The organism is Pseudomonas sivasensis, assembly GCF_021391435.1.
Lineage (GTDB): Bacteria > Pseudomonadota > Gammaproteobacteria > Pseudomonadales > Pseudomonadaceae > Aquipseudomonas > Aquipseudomonas sivasensis.
In genome coordinates, this window is record NZ_CP090029.1 from 5,997,957 (window position 1) to 6,022,395 (window position 24,439).

A 24,439-nucleotide genomic window follows, 5' to 3' on the forward strand; every position below is an offset into this window, starting at 1 on the left:
GAGTTATTGAGCCCAACGCAATTGCGTAGGCAGCGGTGAAACAGGTTCGGGTTCCGGCGGTGTACCGGGCAACGACAGCACACGGTTGAGCACTTCAGCTTCCAGTGCGGCCAGGCGGTGTGAGCCACGGGCACGCGGACGTGGAAGATCAACGATCAGATCGAGGCCGATCTCGCCGTCTTCGATCAGGATCACCCGGTCGGCAATCGCCACCGCTTCGCTGACGTCATGGGTCACCAGCAACACAGTGAAGCCGTGCTTCTGCCAAAGGTTTTCGATCAGTTGCTGCATCTCGATGCGAGTCAGGGCATCCAGAGCCCCCAACGGTTCATCAAGCAGCAGCAGGCGCGGTTGGTGGATCAGCGCACGCGCCAGGGCGACACGTTGCTTCTGGCCACCCGACAGAGCCGCCGGCCATTCATTGGCACGCTCGGCCAGGCCGACCGCTTCCAACGCCTCCAGCGCTTTAGGGCGCCAGTTGCCGGTGAGCCCCAGACCCACGTTGTCGATGATCTTTTTCCACGGCAGCAAACGTGCTTCCTGGAACATCAACCGCGTGTCTTCAATCGCTTCGCTCAGCGGCGCAGAACCGGCCAGCAACTCGCCGCCGCTGGCTTTGTCCAGACCCGCCAGCAGGCGCAGCAAGGTACTTTTGCCGCAACCGCTGCGGCCGACCACGGCCACAAACTGGCCAGCCGGAATGTGCAGATCAATCTCTTTGAGCACTTCACGTGCGCCGAAAGATTTGCGCAATTTGCGCACCGCCAGAGGAATTCCCTTCAGCAGGCGCGGAGGTTGTTGAGCTGTCATGCCGCACCGCCTTTATTCACTTGATACGCCGGATGCCAGCGCAACCAAACCCGCTCCAGACCGCGCGCGGCCAGATCGGCGAGTTTGCCGAGGATCGCGTACATCACGATGGCCAGTACCACCACGTCGGTTTGCAGGAATTCACGGGCGTTCATTGCCAGATAGCCGATGCCCGAGCTGGCGGAGATGGTTTCCGCAACGATCAGCGTCAACCACATAAAGCCCAGAGCAAAGCGCACGCCCACCAAAATCGAGGGCAGCGCGCCCGGCAGGATCACTTGCCAGAACAGGCTGAAACCGGACAAACCGTAGCTGCGCGACATTTCCACCAGCGCCGGGTCGACGTTGCGGATGCCGTGATAGGTGTTCAGGTAGATCGGGAACAACGTGCCGAGGGCGACCAGGAAAATCTTCGCGGTCTCGTCAATCCCGAACCACAGGATCACCAGCGGAATCAGCGCCAGGTGCGGCACGTTGCGGATCATCTGCACCGAGCTGTCCAGCAGGCGCTCGCCCCATTTCGACAAACCGGTGATAAAGCCCAGCCCCAGGCCGATGCTGCCACCGATCACAAAGCCCAGGCCGGCGCGCCAGCCACTGATGGCCAAGTGCGTCCAGATTTCGCCGCTGGCCACCAGGTGAACACCGGCTTCAATCACCGCACTGGGCGCCGGCAGAATGCGCGTCGACAACCAGCCCGCCGACACCGACAACTGCCACACCGCCAGTAATAGAATCGGCAGCACCCAAGGCGCTACGCGATGGCTCAATTTTTCAAAGTTCATAACGCCGCCTCAGCTCTGTGACGCAGCTTTGGGAAGGATGTCGTTGGCGACCATTTCACCGAACGGGCTGACGTAACCGGCGCTTTTCGGCAGTTCGGGACGTTCGATGTCCAAGTGCGGAAACAGCAGTTCAGCCACCCGATACGACTCTTCCAGGTGCGGATAACCGGAGAATATGAAGGTGTCGATGCCAAGCGCAGCGTACTCCTTGACCCGCGCCGCAACGGTTGGGCCATCGCCCACCAGCGCGGTGCCCGCACCGCCACGCACCAGGCCGACACCGGCCCACAGGTTGGGGCTGACTTCGAGGTTGTCGCGGTTGCCGCCATGCAAGGCAGCCATGCGCTGCTGACCGACGGAATCGAAGCGCGCCAAGGAAGCCTGGGCACGGGCGATGGTGTCGTCGTCCAAGTGGGAGATCAGTTTGTCGGCGGCTTTCCAGGCCTCATCGTTGGTTTCGCGCACGATCACATGCAGGCGAATGCCGAAGCGCACGGTGCGCCCGAGTTTCGCGGCCTTGGCCCGTACCTGTTCGATTTTCTCGGCGACTGCGGCCGGTGGCTCGCCCCAGGTCAGCACCATCTCCACCTGTTCGGCTGCCAGGTCCTGGGCCGCTTCGGAGGAACCGCCAAAGTACAGCGGCGGACGCGGTTGCTGGATCGGCGGGTAGAGCAACTTGGCGCCTTTGACGCTGATGTGCTCGCCGTCGTAATCCACGGTTTCGCCTTCCAGCACGCGGCGCCAGATGCGGGTGAATTCCACCGAAGCCTGATAGCGCTCTTCGTGACTGAGGAACAAGCCATCACCGGCCAGCTCTTCCGGATCACCACCGGTCACCAGGTTGAATAACGCACGGCCGCCGGACAGTCGATCCAAGGTCGCGGCCTGACGCGCCGCCACCGTCGGGGAAATGATCCCGGGGCGCAACGCGACAAGGAATTTCAAACGCTGGGTCACCGGGATCAGCGAGGCGGCCACCAGCCACGAGTCTTCGCAGGAGCGACCGGTGGGGATCAGCACCCCGCCGAATCCCAAGCGGTCAGCGGCCTGGGCCACTTGCTGCAGATAACCGTGATCAACGGCGCGAGCGCCTTCGGCGGTGCCAAGGTAATGGCCGTCGCCGTGGGTAGGCAGGAACCAGAAAATATTGAGGCCCATGGAGTTGTCTCCTGAAGAAGTCGAATTACGGCGCTTTGGCCACAGCGGCGGGTGGCGTCCAGATCACGTCCTTGATGCTCAAGGGTTTGGGGATCAATTTGAGTTGGTAGAAGCTGTCGGCGATCTTTTGCTGGGCGGCGACCACTTCCGGGGTCAGGAACAGCGCGCCGTAGCCTTGGCGTTTCACCGAGGTCAGGGTGATATCCGCCGGCAGGCCGAGCAGTGGCGCGACTTGTTCAGTCACTTCCTGGGGGTTGGCCTTGGACCATTCGCCCACGGCGCGCACTTCTTCAATCAGTGCCTTGACCACTTCAGGGTGCTGCTCGGCGTAGGGCTTGGTCGCCAGGTAGAACTGATGGTTGTCGGCGATGCCGGTGCCGTCACGCAGGGTGCGGGCTTGCAATTGTTTCTCGGCGGCAGCTTGGTACGGGTCCCAGATCACCCAGGCGTCTACGCTGCCACGCTCGAACGCGGCGCGGGCATCGGCGGGCGGCAGGAACACGGTTTGTACGTCGGTGTATTTGAGGCCGGCGTCTTCCAGGGCACGTACCAGCAGGTAGTGCACGTTGGAGCCTTTGTTGAGCACGATTTTCTTGCCCTTGAGCTCGGCCACCGATTTGATCGTCGAGTCTTTCGGTACCAGGATCGCTTCACTGGTTGGCGCTGGCGGCTCGTAGGCTACGTAGAGAAGATCGGCACCGGCGGCCTGGGCGAACACCGGCGGGGTTTCGCCGGTCACGCCGAAGTCGATGGAGCCCACGTTCAGGCCTTCAAGCAGTTGCGGACCACCGGGAAACTCGGTCCATTGCACCTGCACGCCCTGGGCGGCCAAGCGCTTTTCCAGGGTGCCCTTGGCTTTGAGCAGAACCAGCGTGCCGTATTTCTGATAGCCGATCCGCAGTGTCTCGGCGGCTTGAGCTTGAACGATGGCGCCGAAGGACACAGCCGCAGCAAACAGTGCGACCAGACCACGACGCAAGATGACAGTGCGCATGGCGCTCTCTCCAAATATGCGATTAGGGTTTTGGCTGCACCTGCTTGGCCGTTAGCGGCTGAGTAAGGTGAGTGTTTCTTAAAGGGTGAGGCTCAGATGCTCCAGCGAGCAGTCAACAAACGGTCATTCAACACATGGGGGTCCAGCGGTTTAGGGCGGCGGGCCATGGCGCTGTAGAGCGTTTCCAAAGCCTCATGCAAACGGTGTTCAAGCACCGGCACCAGTTGCGCCTGGGCGCTGCCTTCGGCGTAAGCAATCTGGCTATCTTCGGCAAAAATGCCGTGGAGCAATTCCTGGGCTTTCAACGCCGACAACACTGGCTTGAGCGCGTAGTCCACCGCCAACATATGGGCGATGCTGCCGCCGGTTGCCATCGGCAATACGATCTTGTGGGCCAGGGCGCGTTCGGGCAGCAGGTCGAGCACGGTTTTCAGCGCACCCGAGAACGAAGCCTTGTACACCGGAGTGGCGATTACCAGGCCATCCGCATTAGCCACCTGTTGCAGCAAGTCGATGACCTTTGGGCTATCGAAGCGCGCGTGCAGCAAGTCTTCGGCCGGGAAGTCCCGTACCTGATAACTCACCACTTCAACGCCTTTGTCTTGCAACCATTGACGGGTTTTTTCCAGCAAGACCCCGGAGCGGGAACGCTGGCTGGGACTGCCTCCAAGTGTTACGACCAACATGCAGGAATTCCTTGAGCAAGTGCCGGCGGTTCGCTGTGCGGCGATGGCGCCAATATGTGACAGACCTTATCAGCAGATTTATATATCTATAAATCTTATTTTTTCATTTGTTTATTCTTTAAATGCATATGTAGTTCGTAAACCGCCAGGCGAAAAAAAAGGCCGTAAAAACGGCCTGAAAACCCCTGCTATGTGATTCGGTTTGCAACTTGAAATGCAGTCAAAATGTGGTGGCTTGCTCCCGATTACGGTGTGTCAGTGACCAACAAATTGGCTGATCCACCGAAATCGAGGGCAAGCCCTCTCCCACACAGTTATGTGCTAACGATTGGGCTGTGGAGTAAGCCGCAGATACGGCTTCACCGCCCGATAACCCTTCGGAAAGCGCTTCTTGATCTCTTCCTCATCCTTGAGCGACGGCACGATCACCACTTCATCACCGTCCTGCCAGTTGGCGGGAGTGGCGACTTTGTAGTTATCGGTCAGTTGCAGCGAGTCGATGACCCGCAGGATTTCGTGGAAGTTGCGACCCGTACTGGCCGGATAAGTGATGGTCAGGCGAATCTTTTTGTTCGGGTCGATCACGAACAGAGAGCGCACCGTGAGGGTGTCATTGGCGTTTGGATGGATCAGGTCGTAAAGGTCCGAAACCTTGCGGTCGGCGTCGGCGAGGATCGGGAAGTTGACGATAGTGTTCTGGGTTTCGTTGATGTCTTCGATCCACTTGTGGTGCGAATCCACCGGGTCGACCGACAGGGCGATGGCTTTGACGCCGCGTTGGGCGAACTCGTCCTTGAGCTTGGCGGTAAAACCAAGCTCGGTCGTGCACACCGGGGTGAAGTCCGCCGGATGGGAAAACAACACACCCCAGCTATCGCCCAACCATTCGTGGAAACGAATCTTGCCGGCGCTGGAATCCTGTTCGAAGTCGGGGGCGATATCGCCCAGTCTTAGGCTCATGGTGTGGCTCCTGGTGAGTGCTTATGGAGCCCACTGTGCATGGATTAGAGATTATTTAAAAAGAATAAATATCGATTTATCTAGACGATAAAGGAATATTAAAAATGTGTTCATTGGACGCCGGAAACGGTGAAGGGCACCATCGTTTCCAAGGTTCGAGAAGGCCTTGAGACGCTGTACAAAGAGGGGTTCAGGAAGGGCTTGCGGGGGTTGAGCCCGACTTGAAAAGCAAGACACCTTGCCCGGCGTTGCGCCGGGCAAGGTTTTTACAGTCTTACAACAGCTTCAAGCTACTAGAACAGTGGCAGCGAGTAGCTGACGATCAGGCGGTTTTCGTCCTGATCGCGCTGGCCGGCAATATCGTTGCGCCACATGGCGTTTTTCCAGGCTACGCCAACGTTCTTCAGCGGACCTTGTGGCACGACGTAGGCAACAGTGATGTCACGTTCCCACTCGCTCGCGCCGTTGGAGTTTGTCTGGACCTGAGCAACACCCACTCGGCCACGGGTATCGATATTGTCGCCACGCAGGTAAACCACACCAGCGGTCAAGCCAGGTACGCCAATCTTGGCGAAGTCATACGCGTAGCGAGCTTGCCAGGTACGTTCGCCAGCACGGGCAAACTTGGCAATCTGCGAGTCAGTGGTCAGATAAGCCGACGCACCATCGCCCTGGTTCAGGAACGGGAAGTCACTGTTGCCGTTGCTGGCCTGGTAACCGCCACCGAAGGTGTGACCTTCAACGGTGTACAGAAACAAGCCGCTGTACAGGTTGTTGTCGACTTTACCTTTGACGATATTAGCGCCGGCGGCGTTAGTACCGTAGTCACCGCTGGTGAAGTAGTTGGCGTCGTTGCTGTTGTTACCGTCAGAGCGGCTATTGAAGTAGCGCAAGTCGGTTTTCAACACGCCAGGACCGATAGCCCAGTTGTGCAGCAGGCCCAGGAAGTGTTGCTTGTAGAACTGGTCCAGATTGCCGTAGTAGTACTGGGCAGTCAGGTCTTTGGTGATCTTGTAGTCGCCACCGGCGTAGATGAACTTGTTGCTGTCGCGACCCGCAGCTGTACGACCGTTGGCACCTGCGATGGACAGGTTTTCAACGTTGCTGGAGTTACGACCCTTGGCCTTCTCGATCTGACCCGCTACCAGCGTGAAGTCCTTGATATCGTTGGTAGTAATCTGGCCACCCTGGAAGGTTTGCGGCAGCAGACGACCATCGTTGGTCACCAGAACCGGCAGCTTTGGCTGCAGCGTGCCCAGCTTCAATTCGGTCTGGGAGATCTTGGCTTTGGCAGTCAGGCCCAGGCTGGAGTAGTTATCAACGGCTTCGCCATTGGACTTGCTCGGGAAAACCGTGCCGCCGTAAGAGCCAGCGTTGCCAGTCGACGGAGCAGTGGCGCCGTTGGTGCCGCCGCCCGAATCCAGACGCACGCCCAGCAGGCCGATAGCGTCAAGACCAAAGCCTACGGTGCCTTGGGTGTAACCGGAGATGAAGCGCAGGTCGAAAGCCTGGCCCCACTCTTCCGACTTGTTCTGCGCGCCGGCTGCTTTGGTAGCGTCGTCACGGTTATCAGTGTTGATGTAGAAGTTACGCAGACCCAGTGTGGCCTTGCTGTCTTCGATGAAACCGGCAGCGCCTGCTTGCTGGGCGATTGCGCCCAAAGCTACAGCCAAAGCCAAGGTGGACTTCTTCATGTACCGCTCCTCTCATTTCTAATTTTTGTATTTCTTTGGTCTCGGGTCTGACGCCCTCGATCCACAGATGCGCGATTACCACCGGATAGTGACTGACAAGTCAATCGTAACCTTGTGTGTCTACTACCTTCGTCTAATCGCAGTTGATTTGGTCCCTGCAGGGTAATGAGTTTTTCATACACCCAAAAAGAATTATTTCATTCTTTTTCATACGATCTGGGAATAAGCCTTTGCATGAAAAGGACCGGTCAGGATAGACCACCCGCTCCATAAGCTAATTCCTAAAGGGTATTTATTAGCGCTTTTTTAGATCGATTAGTGTGACGACTCTGCTGCATACGTCACCCACGATCAAAAAGGCGACGCCATCATGGCCAAACGCATATCCTCCCGTCAATTTGTTACAGTTTTTGTGTCACTAATAGTTTCTTTTGCTGTCCAAGCCGCCGATTTGACCATCGGCTACCAAACCGGCATCGATCCCAGCAAGGTCCCACAGGCCGATGGCGCCTATGAAAAGGCCATTGGCGAGAAGATTGCCTGGCGCCGCTTCAACAGTGGTCCGGAAGTCGTAACGGCCATCGCCTCCGGCGATGTGCAAATCGGCAACCTCGGGTCCAGCCCCCTGGCAGCTGCTGCCTCGCGCAATCTACCCATCGTCGCGTTCATCGTATCGGCGCAGATCAATAGTTCTGAAGCCCTGGTAGTTCGCAACGGCAGCGGCATCGATAAACCCGAAGACTTGATCGGCAAGACGATCGCGACGCCCTTTGTCTCGACGTCTCATTACAGCCTGCTCGGCGCCTTGAAGCACTGGGGTCTGGGCACCAAGCAAGTCAAAGTGGTCAACCTGCAACCGGCTGAAATTGCCGCTGCGTGGAAACGTGGGGATATCGATGGAGCCTTCGTGTGGTCGCCTGCGCTGGGAGAAATCCGCAAGACCGGCAAAACCCTGACTGACGCGGCCCAGGTGGGCCAGTGGGGTGCTCCGACGTTTGAAGTCTGGGTGGCGCGCAAGGATTTTGCGGAGAAACATCCTGAGGCAGTGGCCAAGTTTGCCAAGGTGACCCTGGACGCGTTCGCCGATTATGCCGCCCATAAAGACAGCTGGACGGTGGACTCGGAGCCGATGCAGAAAATCGCCAAATTGACAGGCTCTAATGCCGCGGACATTCCCGAGCTGCTGGCAGGCACCACATTCCCGGATGCCCAAGCGCAGCAAACCGATGCGCTGCTCAAAGGCGGCACGGCGAAGGCGATTGGGGAGACAGCGAAATTCTTGAAGGAGCAGGGGAAGGTTGAGACGGTGCTACCGGACTATTCAGCCTTTGTGACCGACAAATTCATCAAAGACTAAACTCGGTAAAAAACGTGGGAGGGGGCTTGCTCCCGATGGAGGTGTATCAGTCGACATCTCTCTGACTGATACACCTCCATCGGGAGCAAGCGCCCTCCCACATTTGGATCTCCAGCGCTTTGAAGATCGGGTTTACAGCGCCTTTTCGAAAATCTTCGAATTACGCTGATAGTTGTACAGCGACGCCCGCGCCGACGGCAGTCGGTCCACAGTACTCGGTACAAAACCACGCTCACGGAACCAGTGCGCGGTGCGAGTGGTGAGGACGAACAAGGTCTTCAAGCCTTGGGCACGGGCGCGTGTTTCGATGCGCTCGAGTAACTCATCACCACGACCGCCATGGCGATACTCCGGGTTCACCGCCAGGCACGCCAGCTCACCCGCATCCGAATCGGCAATCTGATAAAGCGCCGCACAGGCGATGATCATGCCTTCGCGCTCGACCACGCTGAACTGCTCGATTTCACGCTCCAGCACTTCCCGCGAACGGCGTACCAGGATGCCCTGCTCTTCCAGCGGGCTGATCAGATCAAGCAAACCACCGACGTCTTCGATCGCCGCTTCGCGCACCAGTTCGAATTGCTCCTGGGCCACCAGCGTGCCGCCGCCATCGCGTGTAAACAGTTCGGTGAGCAGCGCGCCATCTTCGGCGTAGCTGACGATATGGCTGCGCCCTACCCCGCCCCGGCAAGCCTCGGCCGCGGCATCGAGCAGTTCGGCCTGGTAGTTGCTACTGCCCAGGCGTTGCAGGTGAGCCGGTACTTGTTGCGGACGCAGTTCGCGCACCAACCGGCCATTTTCATCGATCAGGCCGGGGTCGGCGCCGAACAGCAACAGTTTGTCGGCTCCCAGGTCGATGGCGGCGCGGGTGGCGACGTCTTCGCAGGCCAGGTTGAAGATTTCACCGGTAGGCGAGTAACCCAATGGCGACAGCAGCACGATGGAGCGCTCGTCCAGCAGGCGATTAATACCTTTGCGGTCGACCCGACGCACTTCGCCGGTGTGGTGATAGTCCACGCCTTCCAACACGCCGATCGGGCGCGCGGTCACGAGATTGCCGCTGGCCACGCGCAGGCGCGAGCCTTGCATCGGCGACGAGGCCATGTCCATCGACAAGCGCGCTTCAATAGCGATACGCAGGTGGCCGACGGCGTCGATAACGCATTCCAGCGTCGGCGCGTCGGTGATACGCATACCTTCGTGATAAGCCGGGATCAGGCCGCGCGCTTCAAGGCGCGCTTCGATCTGTGGGCGCGAGCCATGAACCAGCACCAACCGCACGCCCAGGCTGTGCAGCAGCACCAGGTCGTGGACGATATTGCCGAAGTTGGGATGGTCCACACCGTCGCCAGGCAGCATGACTACAAAAGTGCAGTCGCGGTGGGCGTTGATGTAGGGCGAAGCGTGACGAAGCCAATTGACGTATTCGGGCATAACACCTGGGCCTGTAATAAAAAGCAGCCAAAAAAGGATGAATCGTGAAAACGCACAGCGGGCTGATGGTTATCGTCGGAACAGGCTTGGCGACACGCTCGCTCTCCTTCTATGTACGAATAGGCTGGGGTTAATTTATGCAGGTTTCAGGCAGTAATGGTCGATCAGTTCCCGCAATAGACGCACTGTAGGCGTCAAGCGTGACATTTCGAGGTACTCACCCGGTTGGTGGGCGCAGGCGATGTCGCCAGGGCCAAGCACCAGGGTTTCACAACCAAGGCGCTGAAGATAAGGCGCTTCGGTGCCGAACGCTACTGCTTCGGCACGATGACCGGTCAATCGTTCCGCAACCCGCACCAGTTCGGCGTCTTCCGATTGTTCGAACGGCGGCACCTCGGGGAACAGCGGCGCATAGTCGATCTTGACCTGATGCCGCTCGGCCAAGGGTTCGAGCTTCTGCCGGATGGCTGCACGCAACACCTGTGGGTCCATGCCCGGCAAGGGCCGCAGGTCGAACTCCAGGGAGCACTGACCGCAGATGCGGTTCGGGTTGTCGCCGCCGTGGATACAGCCGAAGTTCATGGTCGGCTGCGGTACGCTGAATTGCGGGTTGCGGTACTCGCGCTGCCAGGCCAGGCGCAGGCCACGCAACTCGCCGATGGCATCGTGCATGGCTTCGAGGGCGCTGTGGCCCAGGCTTGGATCCGACGAATGGCCGCTGCGCCCAAGGATGTCGATGCGCTCCATCATCACGCCCTTGTGCAGGCGGATCGGCTTGAGCCCGGTGGGCTCGCCGATCACCGCCGCACGGCCCAGAGGGCGCCCGGCTTCGGCCAGCGCGCGGGCGCCGGACATGGAGCTTTCTTCGTCGCAGGTGGCGAGGATCAGTAGCGGTTGCTTGAACGGTTGGTCCAGCAGCGGCAACACGGCTTCGATGGCCAGGGCGAAAAAGCCCTTCATGTCGCAACTGCCCAATCCTACCCAGCGGCCGTCGACTTCCGTCAGCTTGAGCGGGTCGGTTTTCCACAGGGCGGCGTCATAAGGGACGGTGTCGCTATGACCGGCCAGCACCAGTCCACCGGGGCCGCTGCCGAAGCTGGCCAAGAGGTTGAACTTGCCGGGGCTGACTTGCTGGATGTCGATGGCAAAACCCAGATCACCCAGCCAACTGGCGAGCAAATCGATCACGGGCCGGTTGGTCTGGTCGAGAGACGCTTGGGTGCAACTGACCGACGGCGCGGCAATCAAGGCGGCAAACTGCTCTTTCATGGACGGTAACGGCATGCGCGGTCTCTCAACTTCCCGGATGAGCCCCACTATAGAGCCATCTGCACGACACAATAAACCGTTGCGGCACGTTGCCGGGCTCAGTCCTGTACACTGCACGACCTTGGCAGCCACACTTTTCCCCGGCTGCGCTCCCGATCCTGGATTTTCCGGCCATGCAGAAAGAAACCGAAATCAAGCTACGCGTCAGCCGCGAAACACTCGCCGCGCTGCGTGAGCACCCGTTACTGAAAAAACGCAACAAAAGTGGCTGGGAACGCCGTGAGTTGATGAACCAGTACTTTGACACCCCCGAGCGCGACCTGGCCCAGGCAAAAGTCGCCCTGCGCCTGCGCAAAGACGGTGACGACATTATCCAGACCCTCAAGACCCGTGGCCAAAGCGTCGCCGGTTTGTCGGAACGCAATGAGTACAACTGGGACCTGCCCAAAGCCAAGCTCGACGTGAAGAAACTCGACGGCGAATGCTGGCCCGAGCAATTGGCCGAGCTGGACAAGAAGACCCTCAAGCCGATCTTCACCACCGACTTCGTGCGTGAACGCGCTGAAATCGCCTGGGGCCGCGGTAAGGCCAAAGTCGTGATCGAAGCCGCCCTGGACTTGGGCCACGTGGTGGTCGGCAAACAGAAAGAAGAAATCTGCGAGCTGGAGTTGGAACTGCGCGAAGGCGAACCAGCGGCCTTGCTGGAGCTGGCCGCTGAACTGGCCGCGACGCTTGCCCTGATGCCGTGCGATATCAGCAAGGCCGAGCGCGGCTATCGCCTGTACGACGCCAGCAGCTACTCCCTGAGCCTGCCGGCGCCGCAGATCCACGCCGAAATGCCGTTGGACGACGCCTTTGCCGCGATCATGTGGCACCTGTTGGGCAGCAGCCAACGCCTGGCCGAACAATATCGCTTCAATGGCCACTGGCGCCTGCTGCAAGACTGGGTCGACAACCTCGGCGAATTGCGCGCCCTGATCGGCAGCCTCGGCCAGGCCGCACCGCGTCAATCCACCAGCGAACTGCGCAGCGTACTCGATGCCTTGCTGGAAGATTGGCGCCCACTGGTACAAGCCGGTGACGACGATGAAGACATCCGCAAAGCCGCACCGGAGCAATTCGTCGAAGAGTTGGAAGACGTGCGTTGGGGCCTGTTCTCACTGAACCTGTCGCGATGGCTGCTCGCCCGCACCTGGACCGCCGACCGCAACGTGCGTGGCAACCGTCAGGGCGCTGCGCAAATCACCAACTGGCTGCCACGCCTGTTGGCCGAAGATGCCGTCGCCCTGCAACTGCCGCGCTACCAGCAACAACCGGAAGACCTGGCCGAGCAACTGCCGCGTATCGAACGCATCCAGGCCTGGCTGCACCATGCGCGTAACGTGGTGGATATTCCTGAGCTGGACCGTTTGTACGGCGAACTGAACAAGTTGGCGCAATTGGCCAACCAGCCGATCACTGATGAATCGCTGGATGCGCGTATGCATCAGGCGATTGCGGTGTATCAGAACCGTGCCTGGAAGACTCTTCTGCGTCTGTAATACCACCATCGGGGGGCAATCCCCTCCCACATTTTGACGCGTTTCAACTGTGGGGGGGGGACTTGCCCCCGATGAAGCCCCCGCTGTCAGCGCTAGACTGGCAGGGAAGTGGTGGACTTGATTTCCGACAACGCCACAATCGAATTCACCTCCTGAATCCCCGGCACCATCGACAATTTCTCAAAGAAAAACCGCTCGTACGCCTCGATGTCCGACGTCACGATGCGCAGCAGAAAATCCACCGCCCCCATTAGCACATAGCACTCCAACACTTCCGGAAAGCCGCGAATCGCATCGGTGAACTCAGTGAAGTTGGATCGGCCGTGGGCGTTGAGTTTGACCTCGGCAAAAATCTGCGTGTTGAGGCCGATCTTCTTGCGATCCAACAACGTCACCTGCCCGCGGATCACACCTTCCTCCTTCAGCCGCTGGATTCGTCGCCAGCATGGCGACTGGGACAAACCCACCTGTTCGGCAATCTGTGCACTGGAAAGCGAAGCGTCCTCCTGCAACAGGGCCAGGATGCGACGGTCGTAAGCGTCTAACTCGCTATGCATAGAAATACCTATTACTGAATCGAACTTGAATTGATCTATTCGATTTTTAGCAAAACATGCCCATCTTAGATAAGAAATCTCCGCTGGCGAATGTAAAAATTCCTTCCATCGAATCTGGAGAGTCAGCATGCACGCCGTCGAAACCATCCAACCTGCTGCGCGCGCCGATGCGTGGGCTGTCACCAGCGCCCATTGCCAGGCGCACTACCAGATCGTCGCCGAGGCGGAGCCCGATGTGTTGTGCCGAGTACTCAACTATTTTGCGTTGCAGTTTCTGACGCCTCGGCACGTCGCCGTGAATCGGGAAGACGACCTGCTGAACATCGATATCGTGATCGATGGCCTGAGCTGGCATCGGGCCCAAGTCATCGGTGAAAAGATTCGAAACCTGATCAGCGTGTGCGCTCTGGACATGTGGTCAGCTGATTCCGTGGGGCCTATAGCGGTGGTTGCAGCCGCTCAGTAAAGACCTGCAACACACACTGGGAGGATGAAACTCGGGAGCTGGCTAGCCTGAAATTTCGTCCAAGGCTACCCAGGAACACCTTCATGTCTGTTGATCAGCGATTGGAACTGCATGCGTTGCTGCCGGCCTTGGTGGAGGAAGGTTTGATCACTCCCGACGCCGCGCAGCGGTTATCGGCGGCGCGCCCCGACAACGCTCAACACCCGTTGGAGCGCATCGCCGCCCATGGGCCTTCCCTGGAAACCCTGACCCAATGGCTTGCCCAGCGTGTCCGGCAACCTTATCTGCGTATCGACCCGTTGAAGATAGATGTCGCAACAGTGGTGCCACTGATGTCCCACGCGTTCGCCCAGCGCCACGCCATTCTTGCCGTGGCCGTGGATGCGCATACCGTTACCGTCGCCAGCGCCCAGCCCCACGTCAGCAGTTGGGAATCCGGACTGGCGCAAGTACTCAAGCGTTCGATCAAGCGAGTGGTTGCAAACCCTCAGGATATCCAGCGGTGTATCAGCGAGTTTTACCGGCTGGCGAAGTCCGTCAGCGGGGCCGATCAAAAGGTCGCGGTGCCGGGTAACTTCGAGTTGCTGAACCTTGGCGCCAGCGACCAGGAGCCGGACGCGAATGACGCACATATCGTTAATATCGTCGACTGGCTGTTGCAGTACGCCTTCGCACAGCGGGCCAGCGATATTCATATCGAGCCTGGCAGTGAGCAGGGCCGGGTACGTTTTCGCATTGATGGGCTGCTGCACGACGTCTATCAATTTCCACCCCAGGTGACGATGGCGGTGGTCAGCCGCCTGAAAAGCCTGGGGCGGATGAACGTGGCAGAAAAGCGCAAGCCCCAGGATGGCCGGGTCAAGACCAAAAGCCCGACGGGCGCAGAAGTTGAGTTGCGTCTGTCGACCTTGCCCACAGCCTTCGGCGAGAAACTGGTGATGCGGATTTTCGACCCCCAGGTGCTGCTCAAGGATTTTGACCAGTTGGGTTTATCCACCGAGAACCAGCACCGCTGGCACGCGATGACGCGCCAGACCAACGGCATCATCCTCGTCACCGGTCCTACCGGCTCAGGCAAGACCAGCACTCTTTACACCACGCTCAAGCAACTGGCGACCCAGGAGGTCAACCTGTGCACGGTGGAAGATCCGATCGAGATGGTCGAGCCGGCCTTTAACCAGATGCAGGTGCAGCACAACATCGACCTGACCTTCGCCAGCGGCATCCGCGCTCTGCTGCGCCAAGACCCGGACATCATCATGATCGGCGAGATTCGCGATCAGGAAACCGCAGAAATGGCTATCCAGGCCGCACTGACCGGGCACTTGGTCCTCTCGACGCTGCACACCAACGATGCGCCCAGCGCCATTAGCCGCTTGCAGGAACTGGGCATCGCTCATTATTTGATCAAGGCCACCTTGTTGGGTGTTATGGCGCAACGCTTGGTACGAGTGCTGTGCCCCCATTGCAAGCGCTCGACGGGCGATGTCCACGAGGCCGTCGGATGTGCGGAATGTCGGAACAGCGGGTACCGGGGACGCGCAGGGGTCTACGAAATCATGGTGTTGAATGAGTCGATCAAAGCACTGATCACTCCGGGCGCCGACGTGCAGACCTTACGCCAGGCAGCTATTGCGCAAGGCATGTGCAGCCTGCGCATGGCCGGATTGAGGAAGGCGCAAGCTGGGCTGACCACGATGGCCGAAGTGTTGCGAGTAACGCCTGGGGATTCGGTAACAAATCCTTTGGTTACGGCGCGCTGAAATCGTTCTTATCTGTGACAACACCGTTACACTCGGCCAACAGTCGTTTAACTGACACCATCAGATAGGGAATCGCTATGCAGATCGGAACCGTACTGCTTCTTTTCGTGGGCTTGGCCGCCGCCATATTATTCATGGGCTTCAAGGTGGTGCCTCAAGGCTACCAGTGGACCGTCGAGCGTTTCGGCCGTTATACCAACACCCTCAAGCCTGGCCTGAACATCATCATCCCGGTCATGGATCGCATCGGTCGCAAGATCAACGTGATGGAGAGCGTGCTGGATATTCCACCCCAGGAAGTCATCACCGCCGACAACGCCACCGTACAGATCGACGCCGTGTGTTTCTTCCAGGTTGTCAATACCGCCCAGGCCGCCTACGAGGTCAACAACCTCGAACACGCCATCCGCAATTTGCTGCAAACCAATATCCGCACCGTGCTCGGCTCCATGGAGCTGGATGCCATGCTCAGCCAGCGTGACGGCATCAACGAAAAACTGCTGCGCACCGTGGATGAAGCCACCGCTCCGTGGGGCATCAAGATCACCCGTATCGAGATCAAAGACATCAGCCCGCCCGCCGACCTGATGGCCGCCATGTCCGGCCAGATGAAAGCCGAGCGGATCAAGCGTGCGCAAATCCTTGAGGCCGAAGGCCTGCGAGCATCGGCAATCCTAACTGCCGAAGGCAAGAAGCAGGCACAGATTCTTGAAGCTGAAGGTGGACGCCAAGCCGCATTCCTGGAGTCTGAAGCCCGTGAGCGTCAAGCAGAGGCTGAAGCCCGTGCAACCCAGGTGGTCTCCGAGGCCATCGCCACCGGTAACGTGCAGGCCATCAACTACTTCGTTGCGCAAAAATACATCGACGCCTTGGGCAAACTTGCCTCGGCCAACAACAGCAAGGTCATCCTGATGCCGCTTGAAGCCAGCCAGGTGATCGGTGCGGTGGGCGGCATCGGCGAGATCGTCAAGGCAACGTTCGATAACAAGAAAGGTTGAGGCCGTCGCCATGTGGGATTTCCTGCAGCATCTTTCATTCTGGGATTGGCTGGCGCTGGGTACAGTGCTGTTGATTCTTGAAGTGTTCGGCGCCGGTGGTTACCTGCTATGGATGGGTATCGCAGCAGCAGCCGTAGGCGTTATCAAGTTCCTGATGCCGCCCCTGGGACCGGAATGGCAACTGCTGCTGTTCGCCGTGTTGTCGATATTGACAGCGGTCTACTGGTGGAAACGCCAGCGAAGCAGCGCAAAGGCCAGTGACCAACCGGGGCTCAACGAGCGCGGCTCGGAGCTGATCGGCCGCACATTTGTAGTGCACCAGGCGATCGCGGGCGGTCGGGGTAAGGTAAAAGTCGGTGATGGCGTATGGATGGTGACCGGTCCTGACAGCCCTGCAGGCGCTCAAGTACGGGTGGTTGGTCTGGATGGCGTGATTTTGAAGGTAGAAACTGTTTAGTCAGTGATGGAACTCGGTTGGGCTAACTACAATCAAACGGTACAGATCACCCACCCGGAGTCACCCACCATGCGTCTCAAATATGCTGTCGCTACCCTTGCTGTGCTTTCCCTTCCTGTCGGTTCAGCCATGGCCGACAGTTTCTGGCGCAATGTCATCTCGTCGGGCGCCACCACCGGCTCGACGTACCTGACCTTCAAGGACCACAAGCTGGTCGTTGCCGCACAAGACGACGCAGGCAGCTTTGTTGCCAGCGACGGCGGCATCCGTGGCCCATACCTGGAAGCCGCCATGCAGAAAGTCCGCGCCGACAATCCTGGCCTGCAGGCCACGGATATGGAGCTGGCTAACGCTATCCTCGCGAAAAACGCTGTCACCGAGTGATTTCCGCACTCTGAAGAATGCCGCTTTTGAAGCGGCATTTTTTTGCCCGTAACATGACGATTCATTCACAGGTGACAGGCTATATTCAGTCAAGCCGTGCAACCATGCCGGCACTGATACCTCCCGTACTCATCGCCAACCTGAAACGGATGCATTCGTCGTTATGAGCCAACTGCCCTTTCTGCCGTTCTCCAAACCCACCATCGATGAAGCCACCATCTCGGCGGTGGGCGATGTATTGCGTTCGGGCTGGATCACCAGCGGGCCGAAGGTGCAGGCGTTCGAGGCGCAGCTGTCGGAATACTTTGGCGGGCGCCACGTTCGCACCTTCAACTCGGGCACCTGCACCATGGAGATTGCCTTGCGCATCGCCGGTATCGGGCCTGGGGATGAAGTCATCACCACACCGATTTCCTGGGTGGCAACGGCCAACGTGATTCTGGAAGTCGGTGCCACACCTGTGTTCGCCGATATCGACCCAATCACCCGCAATATCGACCTGTCCCAGGTGGAAGCCGCGATCACACCGCGCACCAAGGCCATCATCCCCGTTTACCTGGCCGGGCTGCCGTTGGATATGCCAATGCTTTACGCGCTGGCCAACAAGTACAAACTGCGTATCGTCGAAGACGCGGCCCAGGCCCTTGGCTCCAGTTGGGATGGCGAACGCATTGGCGCCACCGGGGACTTCGTTTCGTTCAGCTTCCAGGCCAACAAGAACATCACCTCGTCCGAGGGTGGTTGCCTGGTTTTGAATAGCGCCGAAGAGGCACGCCTGGCAGAAAAATACCGCCTGCAGGGCGTCACCCGTACCGGCTTCGACGGCCTGGATGTTGATGTGCTGGGTGGCAAGTTCAATATGACCGATATCGCTGCGGCCATTGGCCTGGGGCAGTTTGCCCATATCGAGAAAATCACCGCCCACCGCCAGAACCTGGCGAGGCACTATTTCAAGTGTTTCGGCAGTGACTTTGAAGAGAAGTACGGCGCACAACTGCCACCCGCCGACTTCGAAAACAGCAACTGGCACCTGTTCCAGCTAGTGCTGCCGGAGCGTCAGGACGGCCTGCCGGCCCGCGCAACGTTCATGGAACAGATGCAGGCTCATGGCGTGGGCATTGGTTATCACTACCCACCGATCCACCTGCTGAGCCTTTATCGGGCACAGGGTTTCAAGGAAGGCATGTTCCCGGTGGCGGAAAAGGTTGGGCGCTTGATTGTTTCATTGCCGATGTTCACGGCGATGACTGAGGCGGATGTGGAGCGGTCGGTGGCGGCAGTGAAAGCGGTGCTCAAACGCTAACCCTATAGGGGCCGGCTTGCCGGCGCCTACAGGGTTATGTGCGGTGTTACTCGCCGATGGCGGCTTTGTAACCAGCAGCATCCAGCAGTTTTTCCAGATCAGCCGGGTTGCTTGGCTTGAGCTTGAAGATCCAGGCGCCGTAAGGGTCAGAGTTCAGCAACTCGGGGCTACCACTCAGTTCCTCGTTGACTGCAATCACTTCGCCTGCAACCGGGGCGTAGATATCCGAAGCGGCCTTGACCGACTCCACCACACCTGCCTGATCAGTCGCGCCAAACTGGGCGCCGACTTCGGCCAACTCAACAAACACCACATCACCCAACGCTTCCTGGGCGTGGTCGGAGATCCCGACGGTCACGGTACCGTCAGCTTCCAGACGGGCCCATTCATGACTCTCGGCAAAACGCAGGTCGGCCGGGATATTGCTCATAGTCTGTGTCCTCAGAAGTAGTGTCAGCGGCCATCGGCCTGCCGGAAATAGTTAGATCAAGGTTTTGCCATGGCGCACGAAGGTCGGTTTGACCACTCGAACCGGGTACCACTTGCCGCGGATTTCCACTTCGGCCCGGTCGGCAGTTGCCGTCGGTACACGCGCCAAGGCAATGGATTTGCTCAGCGTAGGAGAGAAACTACCACTGGTGATCTCACCTTCGCCAACATTGGCGATGCGAACTACCTGATGAGCGCGTAAAACCCCACGTTCTTCCAGTACCAGCCCGACCAGTTTGAACTGCACACCGGCGGCCAGCTCTGCTTCCAGCGCCGCACGCCCGATGAAATCGCGCTCGGCTGGTTCCCAGGCAATACTCCACGCCATGTTGGCCGCCAGGGGCGAAACGTTCTGGTGGATATCCTGGCCGTACAGGTTCATGCCGGCTTCCAGGCGCAGGGTGTCCCGCGCGCCGAGGCCGATAGGTGAGATGCCTGCACCCACCAGATCGTTGAAAAATCCCGGTGCCTGATCGGCAGGCAACACAATTTCCAGGCCGTCTTCGCCGGTGTAACCCGTGCGGGCGATAAACCAATCGCCGTCGGCCTCGCCTTCAAATGGCTTGAGCTGGTGGATCAGGGTGCCGCGAGACTGGGTGACCAACTCGGCGATCTTCTGCCGAGCATGGGGGCCTTGAATGGCGAGCATGGCCAACTCGGGCCGCTCGTGCAGTTGCACTTGATAGCTGCCGAGTTGCGCCTGCATCCAGGCGATGTCCTGGTCACGAGTGGCGGCGTTGACCACCAACCGGTACCCGGCATCAGTGCGATAGACAATCATGTCGTCCACCACGCCGCCCTGCTCGTTGAGCATGGCGCTGTACAACGCACGGCCACAGCCATGCAAACGTTCGACATCATTGGCCAGCAGGTGCTGGAGCCATTCCTTGGCCTGGGGGCCGCTGATATCGATCACGGTCATATGAGATACATCGAACACCCCGCAGTCGCGTCGCACCTGATGGTGCTCTTCAACTTGCGAGCCGTAATGCAAAGGCATATCCCAACCGCCAAAATCGACCATTTTCGCGCCGAGGGCGAGATGCAGGTCATACAGAGGCGTACGCTGTCCCATGGGTTTCTCCTTCCGGGCTTGGCGAAGGTGCGCAGCGTTGCTGTTCGTGCTGAAGACCTTGAATTACAAGGGCTGCAGCCACGTACAACGACCCGATCCGAAAGGCGGAGCGCACCGAATGCCGCGCATTGTAGCCTCAAGCCGTAGGACTGACACCTAACCGATTGGTCGGGCAGAGCGTCGGATCAGCCCGATCACCGGCAGCAGGCCCACCAGTACCAGTGTCAGTGCCGGCAGCGAAGCCCGTGCCCACTCGCCTTCGCTGGTCATTTCAAAGATCCGCACCGCCAGGGTGTCCCAGCCGAACGGGCGCATCAGCAAGGTTGCGGGCATTTCCTTGAGCACATCCACGAACACCAGCAGCGCAGCACTCAGGGTGCCGGGTAGCAACAGCGGAAGATACACTTTGCAAAACAGTCGCGGCCCACTCACGCCCAAACTACGCGCTGCTTCCGGCAACGAAGGCCGGATGCGCGCCAGGCTATTTTCCAGCGGCCCGTAGGCCACCGCCAGAAAACGCACCAGATACGCCAGCACCAGCGCCGACAGGCTGCCCAGCAACAGCGGTTTGCCCGCACCACCGAGCCAGCCGGACAGCGGCACCACCAGTTCGCGGTCCAGATAACTGAACGCCAACATGATCGACACCGCCAGCACCGAACCCGGCAATGCATAGCCAACATTGGCCAGGCTGATACCGGAGCGAATCGCCCGGGTCGGCGACAGGCGGTTGGCGAAGGCAAGTACCAACGCCACGCTGACCGTGATCAATGCCGCGATACCACCGAGATAGAGGGTATGGACGATCAGACCCGAATACCGCTCATCCAGGTCGAACCGGCCGCGCTGCCAGAACCACGCGATCAACTGCAGCACCGGAATGACAAAGGCGCACGCAAACACCAGCCCACACCAGGCACTGGCGGCTAACGCTTTGAACCCACGCAGGTGGTAGAGCGCCTTGCCCCGAGGCCGCTCATTGCTGGGACGGCTCGCGCCACGGGCACGCCGTTCGCCGTACAGCACCAGCATCACCACCAGCAATAACAGGCTGGCCAGTTGGGCTGCGCTGGAAAGACTGAAAAAGCCGTACCAGGTTTTATAGATCGCGGTGGTAAAGGTATCGAAGTTGAACACCGAGACCGCACCGAAATCCGCCAGGGTTTCCATCAACGCCAGGGCGACCCCGGCGCCAATCGCCGGCCGCGCCATGGGTAGCGCCACGCGCCAGAACGCTTGCCACGGCGATTGCCCCAACACTCGCGCGGCTTCCATCAGGCCTTTGCCCTGGGCCAGGAATGCAGTGCGCGCCAGCAGGTAGACGTAGGGGTAGAACACCAGCACCAACACGATGATCACGCCACTGGTGGAACGCACGCGAGGCAGGCGCAGACCGGTGCCGAACCACTCTCGCAGCAGGGTCTGCACTGGGCCTGCGAAATCCAGCAGGCCAACAAAGACGAAGGCAAGCACGTAGGCGGGGATGGCGAAGGGGAGCATCAACGCCCAGTCAAGCCAGCGCCGGCCGGGGAATTCGCAGAGGCTAGTGAGCCAAGCCAGGCTTACGCCCAAGAGGGTCACGCCCAAACCCACCCCAACCACCAGGGTCAGGGTATTGCCCAGCAGGCGAGGCATCTGGGTTTCCCACAGATGGGACCAGATTTGCGCATCGATGCTTTGCCAGGACAGCAACAGCACGCTCAGCGGCAGCAGCACCAGGGCAGCGACGGTGAAAACCGGCAGGTACCAGCGGCGTTGGGCGGGGTGGGCCAAAGGTGGGTTCTCGATAATGAAGATCTTGAAATCACCACAACCCAATGTGGAAGGGGGCTTGCCCCCGATGTCGGAATGTCAGTCGACTCATCGGTGACTGATCCTCCGCCATCGGGGCAAGCCCCCTCCCACATTTGGATCTGCGGCGTCCTACAAATTGTACTTAGTTCCAGCCGGCGCGATCCATCAAGCGAATGGCTTCAGCCTGGCGCTTACCCGCCACTTCCACCGGCAAGGTGTCCGCAACGAACTTGCCCCAGGTCGCCACTTCGGCCGACGGCGGTACAGCCGGGTTGGCCGGGAACTCCTGATTCACATCGGCAAAGATCTTCTGCGCTTCAGGTGTGGTCATCCATTCCACCAGAGCCTTGGCGGCTTCCGGGTGTGGCGCGTGCTTGGTCAAGCCGATACCCGACAGGTTCACATGCACACCACGGTCGCCCTGGTTCGGCCAGAACAGCTTCACAGCCAGGTCCGGCTTCTGCTTGTGCAGGCGGCCGTAGTAGTAGGTGTTGACGATACCCACGTCGCACTGCCCGGCGTTGATCGCCTCCAGCACGGCGATGTCATCAGAGAACACGTCAGTAGAGAGGTTATTCACCCAGCCCTTGACGATTTCTTCGGTCTTGGCCGCGCCGTGGGTTTCGATCAGGGTCGCGGTGAGCGACTGGTTGTAGACCTTTTTCGCCGTGCGCAGGCACAGACGACCTTCCCACTGTTTGTCGGCCAGGGCTTCGTAGGTGGTCAAGTCACCCGGTTTTACCCGGTCAGTGGAATAGGCGATGGTCCGCGCACGCAGGCTCAAGCCAGTCCAAGCGTGGGCGGATGAGCGGTATTGCAGAGGAATGTTCTTGTCGATCACGGGCGAGGTGAAGGGTTGCAGGATGCCCATTTGCTCGGCCTGCCAGAGGTTGCCGGCATCCACGGTGAGCAACAGGTCGGCGGTAGCGTTTTCGCCCTCGGCCTTGATGCGCTGCATCAGCGGGGCTTCCTTGTCGGTGATGAACTTCACCTGGACGCCAGTCTTTTTGGTGTAGGCATCGAACACGGGTTTGATCAGTTCGTCGATGCGCGAGGAGTAGACCACCACTTCGTCGGCTGCCTGCACAGTCGTGCTGCCGATCAGGGTGAGTGCCAGGGCAGTCAGTAGGCGCTTGGGTGCCAACATGGGTGCGGTCTCTCATTTGCAAAGTGAGCGCAAATGATAGGGACTCACATTTGGTAACGCTCGGTGGAGGCGTTACCAGATGTTGCACAGATGCCTCAGGGTTTCGCGAGTGTTGGCAGATCGCCCGTCAAGCCCAAGGCCTGGCGCACAAATACCGCTTTGGCTTCGGGCATCTGGTCGACCATCTTCAGCCCGGCGTTACGCAACCAACGTAACGGCAGTTGATCGGCCTGGAACAACCGCTCAAAACCTTCCATTGCGGCCATCAGCGCCAAGTTGTGGGGCATCCGACGACGTTCATAACGGCTCAGCACTTTCACATCCGCCAGACGCTCGCCGCGTTCAGTAGCCGACAGCAACACTTCGGCCAGCACCGCAGCATCAAGGAAACCCAGGTTGACGCCCTGCCCGGCCAACGGGTGGATCACATGAGCCGCATCGCCGATCAACGCCAGGCCCTCGGCCACGTAGCGTTTGGCGTGACGCTGGCGCAACGGTACGCAAACCCGTGGATCAGCACTGACCACAGTGCCAAGCCGCCCTTCAAAGGCGCGCTCCAGCTCACGGCAAAAACTTTCATCATCCAAGGCCATTAGGCGCTCGGACTCAGCCGGTGTGGTGGACCATACGATCGAACACCAATCTTCCTGCCCATCGCGTACCAACGGCAAAAACGCCAACGGGCCGGTGTCGGTAAAGCGTTGCCACGCCGTACGCTGGTGCGGCTGACTGCTACGTACGCTGGTGACGATGGCGTTATGCAAGTAATCCCATTCACGGGTGGCGGTGCCGGTCAGGCGACGCACGGCGGAGTTGGCGCCATCGGCGGCGACCACCAACGGCGCGCGCAAGGTGCGGCCATCGGCCAGGGTCAGCAGCCAGTCATCGCCGGAGCGGCGCATCTGCTCCAACCGCGCGTTGGCCAGCAGGCCCAGGTCGCAGTCGTGCAGGCGATCAAGCAAAGCATCCTGCACCACACGGTTTTCGACGATATGCCCGAGCACCTCGGCGTGCACGCTGGCCGCCGAAAAGTGGATCTGCCCAGTGCCGCTGCCATCCCACACCTGCATCTCGCCGTAAGGGCTGGCCCGGCGCGACACAATGCCGTCCCACACGCCCAAGCGCTCCAGGATGCGCTGGCTGGCGGCCGATAAGGCGCTCACGCGGGGTTCGAAGGCCGCGTCACGGTCGAACGGTTTGACGCTCAGCGGGCTGCCATCGAGCAGCAGCACTTGCAGGCCACTGCCCTGCAACGCCAGCGCCAGCGCGCTTCCGACCATTCCGGCCCCGACAATCAGCACATCTGCGCGCATGTCCA

At 59.5% G+C, this 24,439-nt stretch carries 24 protein-coding genes; 9 read left to right on the forward strand and 15 right to left on the reverse strand.

Annotated elements, in window-relative coordinates:
• Nucleotides 1–3: 3 nt before the first annotated feature.
• The 5 genes from ssuB to ssuE all read right to left on the reverse strand — a co-directional run bounded on the left by ssuB (nucleotide 4) and on the right by ssuE (nucleotide 4,433).
• Nucleotides 4–810 (reverse strand): aliphatic sulfonates ABC transporter ATP-binding protein, encoded by an 807-nt coding sequence (gene ssuB, locus LRO94_RS27350; RefSeq protein ID WP_032884247.1) that lies wholly within the window; start codon nucleotides 808–810, stop codon nucleotides 4–6.
• A complete protein-coding gene (gene ssuC, locus LRO94_RS27355) occupies nucleotides 807–1,595 on the reverse strand; it encodes an aliphatic sulfonate ABC transporter permease SsuC (RefSeq protein WP_179179765.1) in 789 nt (262 codons plus the stop codon). The genes ssuB and ssuC overlap by 4 nt, the downstream gene beginning before the upstream one ends.
• A gap of 9 nt (nucleotides 1,596–1,604) precedes the next feature.
• On the reverse strand, nucleotides 1,605–2,753 hold the full coding sequence (gene ssuD, locus LRO94_RS27360) for an FMNH2-dependent alkanesulfonate monooxygenase (RefSeq protein WP_179179764.1): 1,149 nt from the start codon (nucleotides 2,751–2,753) through the stop codon (nucleotides 1,605–1,607).
• A gap of 25 nt (nucleotides 2,754–2,778) precedes the next feature.
• Complete coding sequence (locus LRO94_RS27365) at nucleotides 2,779–3,747, reverse strand: sulfonate ABC transporter substrate-binding protein (protein WP_032884251.1); 969 nt, start codon at nucleotides 3,745–3,747, stop codon at nucleotides 2,779–2,781.
• Nucleotides 3,748–3,839: 92 nt separating this feature from the next.
• A complete protein-coding gene (gene ssuE / locus LRO94_RS27370) occupies nucleotides 3,840–4,433 on the reverse strand; it encodes an NADPH-dependent FMN reductase (RefSeq protein ID WP_032884253.1) in 594 nt (197 codons plus the stop codon).
• Between ssuE and LRO94_RS27375 the strand changes: the two genes are divergently transcribed.
• A complete protein-coding gene (locus LRO94_RS27375; protein WP_143521203.1) occupies nucleotides 4,432–4,629 on the forward strand; it encodes a hypothetical protein in 198 nt (65 codons plus the stop codon). The genes ssuE and LRO94_RS27375 overlap by 2 nt on opposite strands.
• A 125-nt stretch (nucleotides 4,630–4,754) precedes the next feature.
• On the opposite strand, the gene LRO94_RS27380 is transcribed toward LRO94_RS27375, so the two are convergent.
• A complete protein-coding gene (locus LRO94_RS27380; RefSeq protein ID WP_032884255.1) occupies nucleotides 4,755–5,393 on the reverse strand; it encodes a peroxiredoxin in 639 nt (212 codons plus the stop codon).
• 293 nt (nucleotides 5,394–5,686) lie between these two features.
• Entirely contained in the window at nucleotides 5,687–7,087 is a 1,401-nt protein-coding gene (locus LRO94_RS27385; RefSeq protein ID WP_122681948.1) for an OprD family porin, read from the reverse strand.
• Between the two features lie 370 nt (nucleotides 7,088–7,457).
• On the opposite strand from LRO94_RS27385, the gene tauA reads away from it, so the two are divergent.
• Nucleotides 7,458–8,444 carry a taurine ABC transporter substrate-binding protein gene (gene tauA / locus LRO94_RS27390; protein ID WP_179179763.1) on the forward strand — a complete coding sequence of 329 codons (987 nt, stop codon included), beginning with the start codon at nucleotides 7,458–7,460 and terminating at the stop codon, nucleotides 8,442–8,444.
• A 132-nt stretch (nucleotides 8,445–8,576) separates the two neighbouring features.
• On the opposite strand, the gene argA is transcribed toward tauA, so the two are convergent.
• Both argA and argE read right to left on the reverse strand, forming a co-directional pair.
• Nucleotides 8,577–9,878 (reverse strand): amino-acid N-acetyltransferase, encoded by a 1,302-nt coding sequence (argA, locus tag LRO94_RS27395; protein ID WP_179179762.1) that lies wholly within the window; start codon nucleotides 9,876–9,878, stop codon nucleotides 8,577–8,579.
• Nucleotides 9,879–10,013: 135 nt separating this feature from the next.
• Nucleotides 10,014–11,162 (reverse strand): acetylornithine deacetylase, encoded by a 1,149-nt coding sequence (gene argE / locus LRO94_RS27400; protein WP_032884262.1) that lies wholly within the window; start codon nucleotides 11,160–11,162, stop codon nucleotides 10,014–10,016.
• 158 nt (nucleotides 11,163–11,320) lie between these two features.
• On the opposite strand from argE, the gene LRO94_RS27405 reads away from it, so the two are divergent.
• A complete protein-coding gene (locus LRO94_RS27405; RefSeq protein WP_032884264.1) occupies nucleotides 11,321–12,688 on the forward strand; it encodes a CYTH domain-containing protein in 1,368 nt (455 codons plus the stop codon).
• Nucleotides 12,689–12,780: 92 nt separating this feature from the next.
• Here the strand turns inward: LRO94_RS27405 and LRO94_RS27410 are convergent, their stop codons facing one another.
• Nucleotides 12,781–13,245, reverse strand: a complete 465-nt coding sequence (locus tag LRO94_RS27410; RefSeq protein WP_032884266.1) for an Lrp/AsnC family transcriptional regulator — start codon at nucleotides 13,243–13,245, stop codon at nucleotides 12,781–12,783.
• Nucleotides 13,246–13,372: 127 nt separating this feature from the next.
• On the opposite strand from LRO94_RS27410, the gene LRO94_RS27415 reads away from it, so the two are divergent.
• The 6 genes from LRO94_RS27415 to LRO94_RS27440 all read left to right on the forward strand — a co-directional run bounded on the left by LRO94_RS27415 (nucleotide 13,373) and on the right by LRO94_RS27440 (nucleotide 18,616).
• Complete coding sequence (locus LRO94_RS27415; protein WP_032884268.1) at nucleotides 13,373–13,711, forward strand: hypothetical protein; 339 nt, start codon at nucleotides 13,373–13,375, stop codon at nucleotides 13,709–13,711.
• An 83-nt stretch (nucleotides 13,712–13,794) separates the two neighbouring features.
• Nucleotides 13,795–15,474, forward strand: coding sequence for a GspE/PulE family protein (locus LRO94_RS27420; RefSeq protein WP_179179761.1), 1,680 nt, complete (start codon nucleotides 13,795–13,797; stop codon nucleotides 15,472–15,474).
• A gap of 77 nt (nucleotides 15,475–15,551) precedes the next feature.
• Nucleotides 15,552–16,472: an SPFH domain-containing protein gene (locus LRO94_RS27425; protein WP_032884271.1), complete on the forward strand. Its 921-nt coding sequence runs from the start codon at nucleotides 15,552–15,554 to the stop codon at nucleotides 16,470–16,472.
• 10 nt (nucleotides 16,473–16,482) lie between these two features.
• Nucleotides 16,483–16,929, forward strand: coding sequence for an NfeD family protein (locus tag LRO94_RS27430; RefSeq protein ID WP_179179760.1), 447 nt, complete (start codon nucleotides 16,483–16,485; stop codon nucleotides 16,927–16,929).
• Between the two features lie 69 nt (nucleotides 16,930–16,998).
• The gene (locus LRO94_RS27435; protein WP_003176799.1) at nucleotides 16,999–17,313 is read left to right on the forward strand and encodes a DUF2388 domain-containing protein; all 315 of its coding nucleotides are present in this window, start codon (nucleotides 16,999–17,001) and stop codon (nucleotides 17,311–17,313) included.
• Nucleotides 17,314–17,476: 163 nt separating this feature from the next.
• Nucleotides 17,477–18,616 (forward strand): DegT/DnrJ/EryC1/StrS family aminotransferase, encoded by a 1,140-nt coding sequence (locus LRO94_RS27440; RefSeq protein WP_032884274.1) that lies wholly within the window; start codon nucleotides 17,477–17,479, stop codon nucleotides 18,614–18,616.
• 46 nt (nucleotides 18,617–18,662) lie between these two features.
• On the opposite strand, the gene gcvH is transcribed toward LRO94_RS27440, so the two are convergent.
• The 5 genes from gcvH to LRO94_RS27465 all read right to left on the reverse strand — a co-directional run bounded on the left by gcvH (nucleotide 18,663) and on the right by LRO94_RS27465 (nucleotide 24,434).
• Complete coding sequence (gcvH, locus tag LRO94_RS27445; RefSeq protein ID WP_095185169.1) at nucleotides 18,663–19,046, reverse strand: glycine cleavage system protein GcvH; 384 nt, start codon at nucleotides 19,044–19,046, stop codon at nucleotides 18,663–18,665.
• Between the two features lie 51 nt (nucleotides 19,047–19,097).
• On the reverse strand, nucleotides 19,098–20,180 hold the full coding sequence (gcvT, locus tag LRO94_RS27450; RefSeq protein ID WP_032884277.1) for a glycine cleavage system aminomethyltransferase GcvT: 1,083 nt from the start codon (nucleotides 20,178–20,180) through the stop codon (nucleotides 19,098–19,100).
• A 156-nt stretch (nucleotides 20,181–20,336) separates the two neighbouring features.
• Nucleotides 20,337–21,953 carry an ABC transporter permease gene (locus LRO94_RS27455; protein ID WP_122754214.1) on the reverse strand — a complete coding sequence of 539 codons (1,617 nt, stop codon included), beginning with the start codon at nucleotides 21,951–21,953 and terminating at the stop codon, nucleotides 20,337–20,339.
• A gap of 163 nt (nucleotides 21,954–22,116) precedes the next feature.
• Nucleotides 22,117–23,121: an extracellular solute-binding protein gene (locus LRO94_RS27460; protein ID WP_032884279.1), complete on the reverse strand. Its 1,005-nt coding sequence runs from the start codon at nucleotides 23,119–23,121 to the stop codon at nucleotides 22,117–22,119.
• 95 nt (nucleotides 23,122–23,216) lie between these two features.
• Nucleotides 23,217–24,434, reverse strand: coding sequence for a 2-octaprenyl-3-methyl-6-methoxy-1,4-benzoquinol hydroxylase (locus LRO94_RS27465; protein ID WP_163033280.1), 1,218 nt, complete (start codon nucleotides 24,432–24,434; stop codon nucleotides 23,217–23,219).
• Nucleotides 24,435–24,439: the final 5 nt, after the last annotated feature.